The sequence below is a fragment of the Granulicella sp. S190 genome (assembly GCF_009766095.1).
Lineage (GTDB): Bacteria > Acidobacteriota > Terriglobia > Terriglobales > Acidobacteriaceae > Edaphobacter.
The window spans coordinates 468570-485295 of sequence record NZ_LMUD01000002.1; the positions used below are offsets into that span (position 1 = coordinate 468570).

General features: G+C 53.9%; 8 protein-coding genes. 7 read left to right on the forward strand and 1 reads right to left on the reverse strand.

Going from position 1 to position 16726, the window contains the following annotated elements; genetic code table 11:
• The first annotated feature begins 209 nt into the window (after positions 1 to 209).
• The 7 genes from GSQ94_RS01780 to GSQ94_RS01810 all read left to right on the forward strand — a co-directional run bounded on the left by GSQ94_RS01780 (position 210) and on the right by GSQ94_RS01810 (position 13762).
• Positions 210 to 3929: a TonB-dependent receptor gene (locus GSQ94_RS01780; RefSeq protein ID WP_158941584.1), complete on the forward strand. Its 3720-nt coding sequence runs from the start codon at positions 210 to 212 to the stop codon at positions 3927 to 3929.
• 74 nt (positions 3930 to 4003) lie between these two features.
• Positions 4004 to 5107, forward strand: coding sequence for a tetratricopeptide repeat protein (locus GSQ94_RS01785; RefSeq protein ID WP_158941585.1), 1104 nt, complete (start codon positions 4004 to 4006; stop codon positions 5105 to 5107).
• A 309-nt stretch (positions 5108 to 5416) separates the two neighbouring features.
• Positions 5417 to 6937, forward strand: coding sequence for a M48 family metallopeptidase (locus tag GSQ94_RS01790; RefSeq protein ID WP_216842985.1), 1521 nt, complete (start codon positions 5417 to 5419; stop codon positions 6935 to 6937).
• Positions 6938 to 7003: 66 nt separating this feature from the next.
• Entirely contained in the window at positions 7004 to 7603 is a 600-nt protein-coding gene (locus GSQ94_RS01795; RefSeq protein ID WP_158941587.1) for a redoxin domain-containing protein, read from the forward strand.
• Positions 7600 to 9813 (forward strand): lipopolysaccharide assembly protein LapB, encoded by a 2214-nt coding sequence (locus GSQ94_RS01800; protein WP_158941588.1) that lies wholly within the window; start codon positions 7600 to 7602, stop codon positions 9811 to 9813. Before GSQ94_RS01795 ends, GSQ94_RS01800 begins: the two co-directional genes overlap by 4 nt.
• Positions 9814 to 10010: 197 nt before the next feature.
• On the forward strand, positions 10011 to 11687 hold the full coding sequence (locus GSQ94_RS01805; protein ID WP_158941589.1) for a tetratricopeptide repeat protein: 1677 nt from the start codon (positions 10011 to 10013) through the stop codon (positions 11685 to 11687).
• Positions 11688 to 11866: 179 nt separating this feature from the next.
• Positions 11867 to 13762 carry a CRTAC1 family protein gene (locus GSQ94_RS01810; protein ID WP_254063534.1) on the forward strand — a complete coding sequence of 632 codons (1896 nt, stop codon included), beginning with the start codon at positions 11867 to 11869 and terminating at the stop codon, positions 13760 to 13762.
• A 75-nt stretch (positions 13763 to 13837) separates the two neighbouring features.
• On the opposite strand, the gene GSQ94_RS01815 is transcribed toward GSQ94_RS01810, so the two are convergent.
• Entirely contained in the window at positions 13838 to 16543 is a 2706-nt protein-coding gene (locus GSQ94_RS01815) for a sugar-binding domain-containing protein (protein ID WP_158941590.1), read from the reverse strand.
• Between the last annotated feature and the right edge of the window lie 183 nt (positions 16544 to 16726).

The following is a 16726-nucleotide window of genomic DNA, read 5'->3' on the forward strand; positions in this document are numbered from 1 at the left end:
ACTCACACATGAAATTTATTGACATGCCCGCGAGCTCGCGAGTATTTTCCGTGGTGATTCGAAAGCCAATTGTTTCAGGTCCGTAGAGCAGGCGATCTTGCACCCGTTATTCAGAGTTATGCAGCGCTTTTTTTCAGAGATGTTCGGCAGCGCAATAGATGATTGCCAACAAATAGAAGTACAGTGCAGCACTTTTTGGAGGTTTTGTTATGAAATTGATGATGCGTGCAACCGTCGGGATGGCATTTGCTGTATGTCTTCTGGCATCTTCGCCAATCGCCCATGCCCAGGCAGTCTACGGCTCCATCTTTGGAACTGTCGTGGATACCACAGGCGCAGCTGTACCTGGTGCAACTGTCACCATCACCGATTCGGCGAAGGGAACGACGGTTACCGCGACGTCCAACGGAAGCGGCGAATTCACGGTGGAACATCTCATTCCTGACCTTTACGATGTGGCTGTAGCTGCACAGGGTTTTAAGGGATTTCAGCAGAAGGGCATTCAGCTTTTTGCCGACACTTCGACCAAAGTAGTTGCCTCTATGACTGTTGGAGGCTCTGACCAGACAGTTGAAGTTGATGCCGACCAGGTGCCTCAGTTGAAGACGGACCGTGCCGATGTGTCGACGATCTTCGGTGCGAAAGATATTGGGGACCTGCCGGTAGGTGGCCGTAACTTCACCAACCTCCAGTTGCTTCTGCCGGGTGCCCAGTTGCTTGGCTGGAGCCACGCTCCCGATGAAAACCCACAGGGGAGTGCCCAGATTCAAGTCGATGGACAGGCCTTCGGCGGCGTCGCTTTCATGCTGGACGGCACGGACAACCAGGATCCAATTCTTGGCATTATCGTTGTGAATCCGAACCTGGATTCGCTTTCGGAGACCAAGATCACGACGCAAAACTTCGACGCAGAGTTCGGTAAGGCTGTGTCGTCAGTAGTGACTGCGCAAACAAAGTCCGGTTCGAACAAGTTCCATGGTTCGGCCTTTGACTATCGCACCAGCACCGCAAACCTAGCGCAAGATCCATACACGCAGTTCCCGGCTGAAGGAACAACTGCTGGAAGCGCTATTGCCCCGGGTCTGAAGAATCTATTTGGCGGTTCAATTGGCGGACCTATCCTTAAGGACAGGGTCTTCTTCTTCGGCGACTACCAAGGCGCGCGACAGAGAGTTGGCACAACTTCTTCGACCATCGTTCCAACCTCTTTGGTCACTTCTTCCTGCTTGAGCGGAAATGGATGTAACTTCAGCGAGTTTATCAACCCCGGGCTAGGTCTGAACTATCCCGTCTATCACGTTGTCAATGGCGCCACGGTGCAGTATCCGGGCAACGTCGTTCCTCAGGCGGATCTCTCCGCTCCGGCGCTGAATTACATCAAGGCAATCGCCCAGTACGCTCCTAACAAGATTGGGGCCAGCGGGCTGCTTGATACTTATGTTCAAGGCGGAACCGGCATCTTCAATAGCGATCAATGGGATGTTCGCTTAGATGGACAGGTTACACAGAAGGCACACGCGTTTGTTCGATTCAGCCGATTTACCGATACGTTAACTGGAACTCTACTGCTTGGCGCGGCCGGTGGTCCTGGATTTGGACTCGGTGGCTATGGCGGAAACTCCGCGGGTGCAAATGACAGCGTGGCATCCGGCATGGATATAGCTATTAACTCAACCTTGGTGACAGACTTCCGGCTGGGATACTACCGCTACAACATCAACGATCAGAAGTTCGATGCCGGAACTTCGGCGGCTACGTCTCTTGGCTTCGGTGGACTGAATACCGCGGATCCAATCACAAGTGGCCTGCCGGGTTTCCAAATCAATACGTTCACAGGCAGCACTCAGACTGAGTGGGGTGCCGGTCTTAACATCAATCGCTGCAACTGCCCTCTCATTGAGAAAGAGGATCAGTATCAGATTGTGAACAACTGGACTAAGACGATAAGGAATCACGCTGTAAAATTCGGTGTTGATCTGCGGTATGCGCGCAATCTTCGCGTGCCCAGCGACGTGGACAGGACTGGACTCTTCAACTTTAACGGAAATGCCACTGCGCCGTCTGATGGTTCTACTCCAGGTCTTGGCATTGCCTCGTTCGTGAAGGGCGATGTAAACACGTTCAATCGCTATGTCAGTACTTCGACGAATGCGAAAGAATTCCAGAAGCGCACCTTCTACTATGCTCAAGATACGTGGCGGGCGACTCCCAAACTTACGCTCAACCTTGGAGTGCGGTACGAACTGTACTTCCCTGAGGCAGTGAACGGCGTAGGCAACGGCGCGTTGCTGGATCTCACCTCTGGTTATCTTCACGTGGCGGGAGTCGGCAGTGTCCCAACGAACATGGGCTGGGCCGCCGGAAAAAATACCTGGAATCCTCGAATCGGGATAGCGTACCAAGCAACGGATAAGACTGTCGTTCGTGCCGGGTATGGTCGAAGCTTCGATCTCGGCGTATTTGGTTCAATCTTTGGGCACGTGGTTACGCAGAACCTTCCTGTTCTTGCTAATCAAGCGATCACCGCATCAGGTTCGAATGCTGCGAGCTATGCCAAACCTTTTGATCTTGCGACTGGCCCGGTGCCAAATCAGACGGTGACGGTGCCTTCTAATGGCCTGTTGCCGAATCCGGGTTCGTTGGTAAGCACAAAAGCTCGCCCCAACCCTCTTAAGCTTCCTACACTTGATGCGTGGAACATGAGCGTTCAGCAGTCTCTTTCACCTACTCTGTCAGTGACGATGGCTTACGTGGGCAATAAGGGAACTAACACTCTGAGCGCAGGCGACGGCAACAATACCAATCCGAATGAGCCGGGAATTTTCCTTCCTGCTGCGTATAGTGTTACTGGATTTCCGCTCCACTACGATCCTGCCGGTGGTAACTGCTGGCCGGCTGGAGCAAACTGCACTGCGGCGGGCGTGAATGGCAACGTTCTGATTCCTGCAAGCGGCGCAGTTTCGACACAGAAGTTCCTGGAACGCTACTACGGCGGAGCTCTCCCGGCTTGTCAAGATCCAAACTACTCACAGCCTACAGGCGAAGGGCTTGCTCCGGGCGCGTGCGGATGGAATCAGCCGATTGGATACTACGGAGATAATCAGAATACGCACTTCAATGCCTTACAGGTTACGGTAGCCAAGCAGATCTCTCATGGACTCTCCTTCACAGGAAATTACGCATGGCAGCGCGGGTTCAATTACAACAATAGTTACGCCACATGGTTGAAGCAGGCTGCTTATGGCCGTGACGATTCGATTCGCGAACAACAATTCGTAATCTATGGACTCTATGAATTGCCAGTGGGCCGTAATAAACTTTTACTGCCCAATTCGTCGCGCCTCGTGGATGAAATCATTGGCGGCTGGCAGTTGAGCCCGGTGCTCAACATATCCAGCGGCTTGCCCTATAGTCTCTCAATGTCCAACTGCGCCTCCTCTGTAGGCGGAGCCGGTATCGGAGATAACAGCGGCCACCCAACAGCAGCCCCTTGTTATCCCAATGGAAATCCGGGAAGCTTCCATCCTCAACAAGGCGCTTTCAATCCAGTGACTCACTCAAGGCCTTATTTCTCGGCTCTTCCAGCACTATGCCCGTCTACGGGTTCATCGTCTTCCGGCTTCACGTGCCCAGGGCTCGATCAGATCGGAAATACCGGTCGTAACAGCAACTTCGGACCGCATTTCTTCAATACAGATTTGGCGATACAGAAGACCTTCCCGATCAAGGAGAGCATCTCTGCGCTGTTCCGAATGGATGCTTTCAACGTCTTCAACTACATCAGTTCGGGCACTCCAAATGGCAACTCTAACAATCTCGCTATCGATAGCAATGCCGCGATCACGAATGGTATTGGAGGGAATGGTATAGGGCCGGTTGGAGCCTCCAGCCCTCGTCAGCTGTCGTTTACGGCGAGGATAACGTTCTAAAAAGAAGTCTCTTTCAGAGAGAGGAGCTGCGGCTCCTCTCTTTTTATTTGAGTTACACTCGGTCCAGATCTTCTATGCGCAGTCTGTTCAAAATAGTCGTCCTTGGCTGTCTTCCCCTTTCTGTCGCTCTCTTCCGGCCACTTGCACTCGCACAAACTCAGACGCAAAGTACTCCATCGGGTCAATCTTCAAGCGAGTCGGTCTCTTCTCCTGACCCAGCCTCTGTCGACTCGTCGCCGACCCTGACGCAGCTTCGGGCTATGGTCGATCGCGGACATGCTACGGACGCTCTGAAACAGCTCGACGTGCTGGCGAAACAGCAGCCTGTGGCTGCGGGTGTCAATCGGGTGCGCGGTCTTGCGCTTTATTCAGAAGGCGATTTTACGGATGCGAATATTGCATTCGAGAGCGCGTTGAAGCAAGACCCTCACGATGAAGAGTCGGCGCAGTTGAGGGGGCTTACGCTGTTTCGTTTAGGCCGCCCCGCAGATGCTATTCCTCTCCTTGAATCCGCCTCCAGTTGGACCTCGCAGACGAAGATCGATCCTAATTATGTGCTTGCTCTTTGCTATCTCGACACGAACCGGTACGACAATGCGCGTCAGGCGTTCGCGACGCAGTACGGCTTCGCTCCTGATTCGGCGCCGGCTTATCTTCTGACAGCACGTATGCTCCTCCGTCGGGATTATCTGCCGGTGGCACAGCAGTTCGCCGCAAAGGCCCTCGAGCTGGACCCGCAGCTACCTCTTGCACATGCTTTGCTTGGTGAGGTTGCTCTTGCCGGCGAGCATCTGGATTCGGCAATTGCAGAGTTTGAGAAGGAGCGACTTCGCAACCCGCTTGATGGCAGCATCTATGACAGGTTGGGAGACGCTTACAGCCGCGCGGGAGACTATACGAAGGCACAGCAATCCCTTCAGCGTGCGTTGCTTCTGGAGCCGAACTCGACCGGCCCTTATATTCTGTTAGGCAAGGTTTTGATAAAGCGGCAAGATCCTGCAAGCGCGTTGATGTACTTGGAACGGGCCGAAAAGATGGACTCAAATAATTACATCACTCATAGTCTGTTGGGGCAGGCTTACCGTTCTCTGGGCAGGGTGGATGAAGCTAGCCGGGAGACTGAGATCTCACACAAGATACAAGCTGCGAGCGAACCCAAACTCGAAACGCTTCATTAAGGACAAAGGTGATACGTGTCAGGGAAGAGGCCAATGCGAACTCCATGGCGGCACGGGCCTCCCTGCCTCGATAGAGCTCAATCCTTGCAGGCACGAGTAGCCTTCGGTAGCTTTCGATGGAGTCCAGGCCGTTCGTTCACCGTATTATCGGTCGCAGCGGCGCTGCTTTTTGGTAACCTGCTACATTCTGAGGTCAACGCATCTCATGCTTCTCCTTTGCAGGCTGATGTCTCCGCGCCCTTGCGAAATCCTGACACAGCCTGTGCAGGCTGCCATAAAGAGATCTACGATAAATATGAGAAGACACCGATGGCGCGGGCCAGCGGGACAGCCATGGAAGGGTTCCTGCAAGGTGGTTTTCTGCATAGCGCCTCCGGCATCCGCTATGAGGTGTTCTCGCGAGATGGGGAGGTCTGGATGTCGTATGACCGGGATGATGCGCCCGAGAGATCGAACGATCAGACCGTGCTTGACGGGGAGAAAGAGCTTCTCTACTTTATCGGCTCCGGGCATCGTGGCCGCACTTATCTTTATCAAGAGGGAGGAGAGTGGTTTGAGACTCCCATCAACTTTTACGGTAAGCGACAGTTGTGGGACATGGCTCCAAACTACGGCCTAACCAAGACCATGCCTGTTGCTCTGCCTATCGATTCCAACTGCCTGCACTGTCATGCGTCAGCTGTGCAAACAGCTCTTCCAGAGGCGCGCAATCGATATGATGGCCCTCCGTTTCGGCAAGGCGGCATCGGATGCTCCGCCTGTCATGGCGATGCCTCGAAGCATCTTGAAGAGCAGGGACATGGCCCCATTGTGAACCCCGCGAAGCTGACCCCAGTTCGGAGAGACAGCACTTGTCTGCAATGCCACCTCGAAGGCAATGTTGCGGTATATCGCGCGGGTAAATCGCTCGCTGAATTTCGCGTGGGGGATGATCTCGCGGACTATGTGGTTTACTCCGTAAAAGCGAGCGCGAAGACGGGTGGCGGCCGCGCCAGCAGTCAGTACGAAGCGCTCCTGCGCAGCGCGTGCAAGGCTGCCAGCGGAGACAAGCTTACGTGCACGACCTGTCATGACCCGCATAGTTCTCCGAGCGCGGAAGAGCGCGTCAACTATTACCGTAGCCGGTGTCTGGTTTGTCATACCGGCTCCAGAATAGCCACGGAGCACCATCCTGAACAGAAAGACTGCGCCGTCTGTCATATGCCAACCCGGGTTGCCGTAGACATCTCCCATGAGCAAGAGACGGATCACGATATTCAGCGTCGACCTCACCCAGATGTGTCCATTGCGCGATTCCTGGATACCGCAGAGGCCGATGATCTGCTGCCGGTTGGAAAGGTGGCCGCCAGCGATAGAGAGATGGGATTGGCGTACGCGCAGCTCGCAGAAGGTGGAAACCAGAGAGACGCCGAGAAGGCTTTACGCCTTCTACTGAAAGCAGAAAAAAGCGGAGCGAGTGACGCCGAGCTTCATACGAAGCTTGGATTTATCGAACAGATGGCCGGCGACAAGAGCGACGCTCGCAAAGAGTACGGGGAATCCCTGATGCAGGATCCCTATGACGCTACTGCATTGGGAAATCTGGCTGTTTTGGATGCCGTCTCCGGCCACACCGCCGATGCGGTCAGTCTCTTGCAGAGAGCGGTCGATGCTGATCCCAGTCAGATAACAGCTGGCTTGAATCTCGCGTTCATTGAGTGCAGAGTCGGGAATAAAGAGAAGGCACGGCAAATACTAATGAGCGCGGCTCGATTTGACCCGGATGATCCAAATCTTCGCAAGTTTCTCTCTTCTGGGACCTATGCCGGAGAACGATGTAACCTCCGCTGAGAAGCCGAGACTCTCGACCTAAAGTGCTTGCCTGGACTGGACGAAATGCTGTTTACTCGGAGAACGATGCGACGCCTTCTATCCCTGCTCTTTACTTTTGTGACCGTGCTTCTCTTGGCAGAAGTTTGTCCGGCGCAGGGAGAGCGAGCGGTATACGGATACAACCTCAACGGCGAACCTGTGACAAGTCTCGCTTCATCAGGAGTCGCAGCTGTTGTTCTTTTTTTTGCGGCGACAGATTGTCCCCTCTCTAACCGCTACCTTCCAGAGATAAGGCGTATCGAACAAAAGTTTTATTCCAGGCACATAGTGGTCTGGATTGTTTATCCGAACTTTGGAGAGACCTCCGTCGGAGTGAAGCAGCATGAAGCTGCCTACGGAGTTGAAGACCACGTCCTGCTCGATCCGAATCATCAGCTCGTTGCTCTCGCTCACGCCAAGGTGACGCCTGAGTCCGCAGTTCTTATTCCCGAAACTGCTGACGCCAAAATGTTTCGCACCGTTTATCACGGTCGAGTGGATGATCGCTACCTTCGGCTTGGACTGGAGAAGCCCATAGCTGCACAACATGATCTGGAGCGTGCGATCGAAGCAGCCCTTCAAAAGCGTGCAGTAGAACAGCCTGGCGGCCCGGCAGTGGGATGCGGAATCATAGGCCGCCCATGAACCGTTTCAGGAAGGCGCATCTTTTCGTAGCGCTGCTCAATATAGGGGCTGCGCTGGCGCTTTCCATCAGCCTGCCTCGCATGCGGGTTCAAGCCGCTGCCGCCCCGATCACGTTTAGCCGACAGGTAGCGCCCATCCTTTATAAGCAGTGCAGCGGCTGTCATCATCCTGGTGGCTCTGGGCCATTCAGTCTGCTCTCTTACGCTGACGCCAAGCGATGGGGAAAGCAGATTCAGACTGTTACTCAAAGCCGTTACATGCCGCCGTGGCTGCCTGAACCGGGGTTTGGCAACTTTGCCGACAGTCGCCGGCTCTCTTCAGAAGATCTTGAACTCCTAAAACTATGGGTGGAAGGTGGGATGCCTGAGGGAGATCCCGGAGAGGCGCCCAAAGCACCCATCTTCTCAGGGGAGTGGCAGCTTGGACCTCCCGATCTGATCTTGAAGGTGACCTCTCCCATGCAGGTTCCTGCATCGGGGCCTGATCTCTTTCGCAACTTCATCTTGCCGGTGCCAATCGCAGAGACGAAGTACGTTCGTGCCATGGAAATCAGGCCGGGAGCTGCACAGGTCGTGCATCACGCCAACATGTTGATCGATCGTACGGCCTCGTTTCGTCGTCAACATCCAGACGATTGGAAGGAAGGAATCCCCGGTATGGAGCTTGCTGTCGATTCCGGTGACTCCTTCGATCCGGATAGTCATTTTCTTTTCTGGAAGCCTGACTCTCCTGCTCTGGTTGAACCGAACGGCATGCCTTGGCGAGTCGATCCGGGCAACGATCTCATTTTGAATATGCACTTGAAGCCCACGGGCAAGGTAGAGACAATACAAGCGACAGTAGGTCTCTATTTCTCTGATAAACCTGCAACGGCCCACCCCATGCTCCTGCAACTAGAGCATGACAGGGCGATCAATATACCTGCTGGAGACGCCGCGTTCGTCATTGAAGATCAGTTGAAGCTCCCTCTGGATGTCGACGTCCTTGGCGTGTATCCGCATGCCCACTATCTAGGGAAGAGATTCGAAGGCTACGCTACGCTTCCAAATGGAGAGAAGAAGTGGCTTGTCCTTATTCGTGACTGGGATATCGATCGCCAATCTGTCTATCGATTTCAATCGCCTGTATTTCTTCCGAAAAACTCTGTCTTACATATGCGTTACACCTACGACAACTCAAGCGGAAATGTTCGCAATCCCAACAGCCCACCCATCCCGGTTAAGGCAGGCAACAGGTCTGTCGATGAGATGGGCCATCTTTGGATTCAGGTTCTACCTCGTCCTCTTCCGAAAGCAGGCGGAGATCCTCGCATGCTCCTTGAGCGGGCCTGGATGCAGAACAATCTTCGGAAAGACCCAGACGATCACGTTGCGCTTTATAACCTGGCTTCGATGGAGATGGCCTCTGGCGACTATGAGTCGGCAGCGACTCTGTACCGTCATATCCTTACGCGTACCCCGGAGGATGTCCGCGCTTTGATCGCTCTGGGAGCCGCGCTTGAAAAGACGCGGGATTGGCAACAGGCGCAAGAGAAGTACGAAAAAGCGTTGGCTGTAGATCCTCAAAACGTCGATGGTCTCTTCGATCTTGCACATCTTGAGTCCGAACATGGTAGTTACGCGGAAGCTGAACGGAACTATCGCCGTCTACTGGCTGTGAATCCGAAGGATGCGTCTGCTCACAATGAGTTCGGAAAAGTCCTCCTCGCAACCAACCGGGATGCAGAGGCAACGCAGGAGTTCGAGGCTGCGATTGCGATTGCGCCGGAAGACTTAGACGCACTTTACAATCTTGCCGGCATAGAAGCAGACAAAGGTGAGTTGCCTAGAGCAGCGAATCTATTAGAGCAAGCGCTGAAGTTGCGGGATGATGCAGATGCCCGCCAGTTGCTGGGGAGCGTTTATGCGCAATCGGGGAAGCTGGCAGACGCTCTGGACCAGTTCAAAGCGGTCCAGACATTCCGTCCTCATGAGGCCGTGCCGCATCGGCAACTTGCCCAAATCTATGCGCAGATGGGGCAGTTGCGCGATGCGATCAATGAACAAAATATTGCAATCAGCCTGGAACCTAAAAATGCGGACGACTGGAATAATCTAGGCGTGCTGCACGCCCGCAATGGTGACGCAGTGATGGCTCGCAAAGACTTCGACCGCGCTCTGACGTTGGATCCTCAGCATGTAGCCGCACGGGCAAATCGCGCGCGTCTCTAATCTGCTGTTACGATTCGCCTAACAACGATGCTGGATTTGCTTTGCGTGGAAGACAGAAGAACGCCAAGGAGATACGATCAGATCGTTACACTCTCATGAACAGATCTTCGCAAAACGGGATGGTTGGCGGGAGAGCGATATTGATTGTCTGGATGGGTCTCTCGAGCCTCACGGCCGCACAGGAGCCTTCGACAGCTTTGAGAAAAGCAGATGCTGCGTATCGTGCAGGCCAGGCCGCGTTGGCGCGAAAAGATTTGACGGAAGCACAAGCTGATTTTGAACAGGTTACTCGGCTGGCTCCACAGGCTGAGCAAGGACATAGCGCCCTCGGCGCCGTTCTTGTAAATAACGGGCACATGCACGAAGGTATCCGTGAGCTTGAGAAGGCGCTCGCGATAAAAGCGACCGATAGCACGGCACAGATGAATCTCGCGATGGCATACCAGCAAACGGGCGCATCAGAAAAGGCAATCCCGCTATTCGCTAAACTCGAAGCAGAGGCGCGCTCGCAAAAGCATGTTCTCCCCTCGTATGTCTTGGCGGGATACGCCCGCTCTCTCGCAGCAAATCAAAAGATTGAGTTAGCTATCGCGAAGATGAAAGCGGCGCTTGCAAACGACTCTCAAAACGCGGAACTCCATGATGAGCTTGGATCATTGTATGCACAACAAAAAGAATGGTCGCGAGCACAAGAGGAGTTCGCTACGGCGATTAGCCTGAACCCGAATATGGCAACCGCTCATCTACATCTGGGTTTGGTCGTTCGAGGACAAGGGGGCGAGAACTGGATGTCTGAGTTAGAGCGCGCGTCAGAACTCGCGCCTGAGGATGCGCAAGTTGCGATGGAACTGGGCAACGCGCTGGCAGCAGAGGGCAAAGACGATCAGGCAATTGCCGTCTTTCGACATGTGTTGGAGAAGAATCTAAACTCCATCGCGGTGTCCTACCAGCTTGCTCTTGCTTTGCAACGGTCTAACAACGTGCAGGAAGCGATTGCTCTTCTTGAAAAAGTGATAGCTGCCGAGCCGAAGAATGCTGAAGCTCTCACAAATCTCGGGATGGCTCTATGCCAGGCGCAACAGGCCAAGGCTGCGGTTCCAATTCTGCAGCGCGCCACGTCGCTTGAGCCGGAAAGTGTCACCGCTCATCAGAATCTTGCCGCTGCTTATGTGCAGTTGAGCCAGTTCAGTGATGCCGCGACAGAACTCCATCAGGCGCTCAAGCTCTCTCCAGATGCGCCTCAATTGCACTATAACCTCGGCCTTGCTCTTAAGATGCAGGATGACGCTGCCGGAGCTATTCCAGAGTTGGAGACAGCTCAAAGACTTGATCCTTCCGCAGCCGAAGCTCCATATCTTCTCGGCATCTTGTACATGCAAAACGGGCGGTATGAGGAGGCAGCGCGTGAGATGAATCTCTCGTTGAAGATTCATCCTGAAAATGGAGAGGGGTGGGCGACGTTGGGAAGCATCTATGACAAGTTGAACAAGCTCCCCGAAGCTACCACTGCGCTACGCGAGGCTATCAGGCAACTTCCCGGTCAGCCTGATCCACATCTGACGCTAGCGGCCGTGCTGGTTAAGCAAAACCAATCCGGAGAAGCAGGGACAGAGCGCAAAAATGCTGCCGAACTCATGCGAAAGAACATGAACCGGCAGCGTGCCGAGGTCGCTACAAACTCCGGGAACTCCGCGTTGCATAACGGGGATGTAGAAGGAGCCGTCGCGCAGTTTCATGATGCATTGAGCTACGACGCAAGCTACTCGAAGGCCCATCTTGGGCTTGCAGATGCGCTTGACAGACAAGGTAAAACTACGGATGCTGCCGTGGAGCGACAAAAAGCCGAAGCCGCAAAGATAGCGGATGCCCCTTAGCCTAGTTGTGAGCGTTCCGGACTTAATCCGTTCAAGCGACAGCCAGTGTACAGTCCATTCTGGTGTTCGCTATAATTCGGCGCACTGAGAAAGACGCGACTTGTGGAGCCGTGCTTTCCCTCTAATCATCCATACAACTATCAAACTGCTACACGCTATCTGGGCTGGATGAGGCAACCTTGAAAAGAATATCCGCTGACTTAGATCGTCGCAAATTCATTCAATCGCTTAGTCGAACTGCCCTGGTGCTGCCTTTTGCGGACGTTCTAGCGCTGGCCTCACCATCGCAACAGCAGACCGCTCCATCGCCAAAAGGTATTGGCCCGCAGGAACGCAGCTACGATGCAAAACCTGCTGCTCCGCCTCCCGGGGAGAAGTCACCGATCGAAGATACTCCGCTCGGCGTAAGCTTCCACGACGTTGCAAAGGAAGCGGGTCTAAACACTAAGACCTTCTACGGCGCTGAGGGCGCGAATAAATATCTGCTGGAAACTACGGGCTGTGGACTGGCCTTCTATGACTACGACAACGATGGCTGGCTCGACCTCTTCCTGGTCAACGGATGGCGGCTGGACGGCTTTCCCAAAGGACAAGAGCCGCGTTGTCATCTCTTCAAGAACAATCGCGACGGAACTTTCACCGACGTAACCAATGGCTCTGGTCTTGAACACAAGACAGGTTGGGGACAGGCCTGCTGTGTAGGCGACTATAACAACGATGGAAATGACGATCTGTTCGTAACCTACTACGGACAGAACGCACTCTACCGCAATAACGGGAACGGGACTTTTACTGATGTAACGCAGCAGGCAGGTCTTGTTCAGCCAGGGCCAAAGATCCGCTGGAATACTGGATGCACATTCGTCGACTACAACCGCGACGGACATCTCGACCTCTTCGTCGCTAACTACGTTGACTTTGATTTGAAGACCGCACCTTTGCCCGAAGACGGACCATGCACTTACAAAGGGATGCTTGTGGCGTGCGGGCCACCAGGTCTGCCGGGCGGTAGAAATATTCTCTATCAAAATAATGGCGATGGAACTTTCACCGATGTGAGTGAGAAGTCGGGCATGTGGACGGCGGTAGGAACCTACGGACTCAGTGTCGCTGCTTCGGATCTGGACAATGACGGTTGGCCCGACATCTACGTTGCCAACGACTCTGCACCCGCCACGCTCTATCTCAACCAGAAAGATGGCACCTTTCGCGATGTGGCGATCGAGGCTGGCGCGGCCTTATCGGCAGAAGCAAAGCCCCAGGCAGGCATGGGAGTATCGATCGGGGACTATAACCATAGCGGCTATCTCGACATTGTGAAGACCAACTTCGCAGGCGATACCGACTCTCTCTACACCAACATGGGAGATGCGACGTTTGAAGATCATACGTATCCTAGTGGACTGGGCGAGAACACTCGCCTGCTTGGATGGGGCGTAGGTTTCTTTGATATGGACAATGATGGATGGCTGGACATTCTCATGTCGAACGGTCATGTCTATCCTGAAGTCGACAAATCCAAAGCTGACCTTAAGTACGCGCAGCATAAATATCTCTATCGCAACCTTCACAACGGGCGCTTTCAGGACGTCACTAACAAAGGTGGCCCGGGAATACTGGAAGATGTACCTGCTCGCGGCTGTGCCTTTGGCGACTATGACAACGACGGAGATCTAGATATCGTCGTCAATTGCATCAATGCCACGCCACAGCTCCTGCGCTGCGACACAACGCTGAATAGGAGTTGGATCAAGATAAAACTTGTTGGGGTAAAGTCGAACCGTTCCGGGATAGGTAGCCGGGTCATTGTGACTGCTACGACCACGCTGGACTCTTCGAAACCCTCAAGACAGATTGATGAGCTGCGTAGCGGAGGAAGTTATTTTTCTCAGAATGATATGCGCATGCACTTCGGGTTGGATCAGGCAAAGAAGGTAGACCTGCTAGAGATTCGATGGCTAAGTGGACAAGTAGACCGGCTGAAAGATCTCGAAGTCAACCAGCTATATGTCATTCAAGAGGGTGGAAAGATCTTGAAGAGTGGTCTGCTGAAGCCAGCAAAGAAACTTAGCTAGGTCATGCTATCGACGAGAAGCCCCTTCTGATCATGTGCGGCTCGGTTGGCACGTTCGTTCATCGTCGTTCGGACCTCATCGGGCTGATCTTGCAAGGACGGTAACCGCCGGTGTATTCCATCCCTCGATCTTCACCTTCCATCCTGCAGCACTCTTCGCCTCCGAACCTTCAAGAGAGTCCGCTGGTATCGAAGCCGTCAGTTCGCGCTCTTCACCGGGCATCAGTTCTATGTAGTTATCGGACCAGGTAACTCGCGAAACCTTCGCTCCGTGATTATCCTCAACCTGAGCCTCGACCTGAAAAGCAAGTCCCTTCGATGAATTCGAAAGATGCAGATGAACCAAATTCCCTTCTATCTGAGCGGTCGCGGTTAGAGGTGCAGCACGAAGAGTGGAGAGAGCCGTCATGTCTTCGTACGTCTTGGCCGGCGTGTGGGTGTAGTCGGTCTTAGCCCAGTCGAACTCAGTCAGCTTTCCGGGAACCCAGTAGAAGTTCCTGCTGACGATCGCACCCTTCGCATCTTTTAACTCAAGCTGAACGAAGTAGACGCCGGAGGCTGGCTGAAATATCTCTTGCGGGATATCCATTGCTTTGACTGTGCCGTCAGAACCAACATCGACAGCACGCGACTGAGCGAAGATCTCTTTCAAGTCGAGGTTGTAGACATGCGCAACGGCGGTAAGTCCTGGCGACGGGGTGTAGACGCTATTGACGACGTATACGCTGTGGTCGTCGTAGGAGTACTGCACATGCAGCAGCTCGCATGCCTTCTTCGTTCCATAGTAGCCGCCACCCGCATCCAGATAGTAGTCGTACAGATGCCAGATGGTCGAAGGCCACGCATTATTCAGCATCCACTGAATCACGCCCGTCGAACTATATTTGTTGCGGCCATAGGCTTCGAACATCGCTCGTTCTCCATCGAAGGCCATGGACTGCGCGATCTGGTTGTACTTCTCGCCTGTCTTCGTTTCGCCATAGGTTGCAGTCATGGCATCGTTGAAGACGTGAAGATTCTGAAATCCCTCACCTCCAGCGTGATATCCCCACACCGCATCCTGTGGCCACTGGTGATCGGCTGGGAGCATCTTTCGTAGACTTTGCGGCGAAGGAATCGCCGGCCCGGGGCTCGTCTCGGTGTTGAACCCGTATGCTCCGCCATGATGCGAATCGACAAGCCAATACGATGGCGCGACAAAATCGTAGGGGCCTGACATCTTCACCCCGCTCGGACCGCTCACGCTCGTAGCCGTTGCCGTTGCCGAAGAGAGAATCGCGTTTGGCCAAAAGGTCTGAGCGAGCACCTTGAGATAAGCAGTCTCCACATTGGCGGGAGGCGGGTTGTCACTGCCGTTCAGCCACGCAATCATGCTCGGATGGCTGCGGATCCTCAACATCTGAGACTGCAGGGAAGCAGTAGCAACATTCAGCGTATCCGGCGTCCACTTATCCCAGTGCTCCCAATGATCGCAGCAGCACCACCCCGCCATCACCATCATCCCTTGCTCATCGGCGAGACGAAAGAACTCGTCCGTCTCCATCTTGCCCTCAAGCCTGATGGTGTTCAGATGCATGTCATGCACCATGCGAAACTCTTCCGCCAGCCGCTCCGGCTGTTGGCGTAGTAGCATATCCTGCGACCACCCTGCGCCGCGTATCAGAATAGGGCGCTGGTTGACGTGAAAGAGACGGTACCCTTTGTCTGTCAAATCCGAGGTGACCTCACGTATTCCAAACCGGGTGCTCTGCTCATCGGAGACAACTCCGTCCAGAACGAATCGCAGCGTGAGTGTCTCCAGCGGATGCGCGCCCAGATCAGCAGGCCACCAGACTCGAGGGTTCCCGATACGAAGTTGTGAAAAGTTCTCCGGCGCAAAGGTGACCGTTTTCGTCTCACCCGCATCCAGAGACACAGCCTGTGAGATGGCGATACCCGCAACCGTTCCCTCGAGGCGCCCCTTCGCCGGATGATCCATCGTATTTCGAAGCTCGGTGCGAACGGTGATCTCCGCAGTCTTCAGGGACACATCGGTGAAATGGGTCGTTGCCATGGGAGATCGCACGACAACCGGGCCGCTCGTTATCAGCGAGACAGGTCCCCAGAGGCCCATGTCTTTATCCGGTGGACACGGATTCCAGTCAACCCAGTTAATTCCCAGATCGGTCGGAGTCGGAGCAAACGTCTCGACGGCAAGTACGTTTTCGTGGCCCGGCTTCAGTGCCTTTGTAACGTCGAACTCATAGGTGCGGTAAGCGCCCTGCACCTGACTCGAATCTGCGATCTTCAGCCCATTGAGCCAGATGTCGGCTCGGTAGTTGATGCCGCCGAATCGCATCCAGAAAGTCTTTCCTCGCTCTGAGAGAGAGACATTAAATGTCTTCCGGTACCACCAGCCGCAGCGATAAGGACTATCGGCGGCCATCTCTATGTTGGAAAAGTTGTCTCCCGCAGGATAAGTAGTTCCTGGAACAGAACGAAGGTTCGTGCCGACAAAGATGTCCTTGAACTCACCTGCTGCGACTTGTACCGCAAGCACCGTTGCTGGAATGGTTGCGCTGTACCAACCCTCTGTCTGTACGTTGGGCGAAGAGAGTTTTGCTCCGTCGCCATGAATCTTGCAATCCGACTGAACGGACCACCCCGTCTTCAACAGCACAGGAGAAGATGTTGAATCAGCTGCGGCAAGCAGCGGCGTCTGCAAATTCATGAGCCACAAAAACACCATCAGAAAATTACCGCGGATGGCTAGGCATGTCGTTGATCTCTTCTGCAGCATCATTGTCTTTCGTAGCCTCCAGCAGTCTTTCCAACATCTGTCTCTGTCGATCTTGCAATATTCGTAGCCAGTACAGCCATCAAAGAAGAATTTGAGAAGTCAGTCAAAGCTGATTTTAGACGCGGAGTACATGGAATATTGAAACGTTTGAATATCCGAGTAGGAGTAGATAAAAGGATTTCCTGT

Bases quoted from the DNA above. Each gene is read 5' to 3' on its own strand.
- GSQ94_RS01780 (WP_158941584.1), top strand. From the start codon at position 210: ATGAAATTGATGATGCGTGCAACCGTCGGGATGGCATTTGCTGTATGT.
- GSQ94_RS01785 (WP_158941585.1), top strand. From the start codon at position 4,004: ATGCGCAGTCTGTTCAAAATAGTCGTCCTTGGCTGTCTTCCCCTTTCT.
- GSQ94_RS01790 (WP_216842985.1), top strand. From the start codon at position 5,417: ATGGCGCGGGCCAGCGGGACAGCCATGGAAGGGTTCCTGCAAGGTGGT.
- GSQ94_RS01795 (WP_158941587.1), top strand. From the start codon at position 7,004: ATGCGACGCCTTCTATCCCTGCTCTTTACTTTTGTGACCGTGCTTCTC.
- GSQ94_RS01800 (WP_158941588.1), top strand. From the start codon at position 7,600: ATGAACCGTTTCAGGAAGGCGCATCTTTTCGTAGCGCTGCTCAATATA.
- GSQ94_RS01815 (WP_158941590.1), bottom strand. From the start codon at position 16,543: ATGATGCTGCAGAAGAGATCAACGACATGCCTAGCCATCCGCGGTAAT.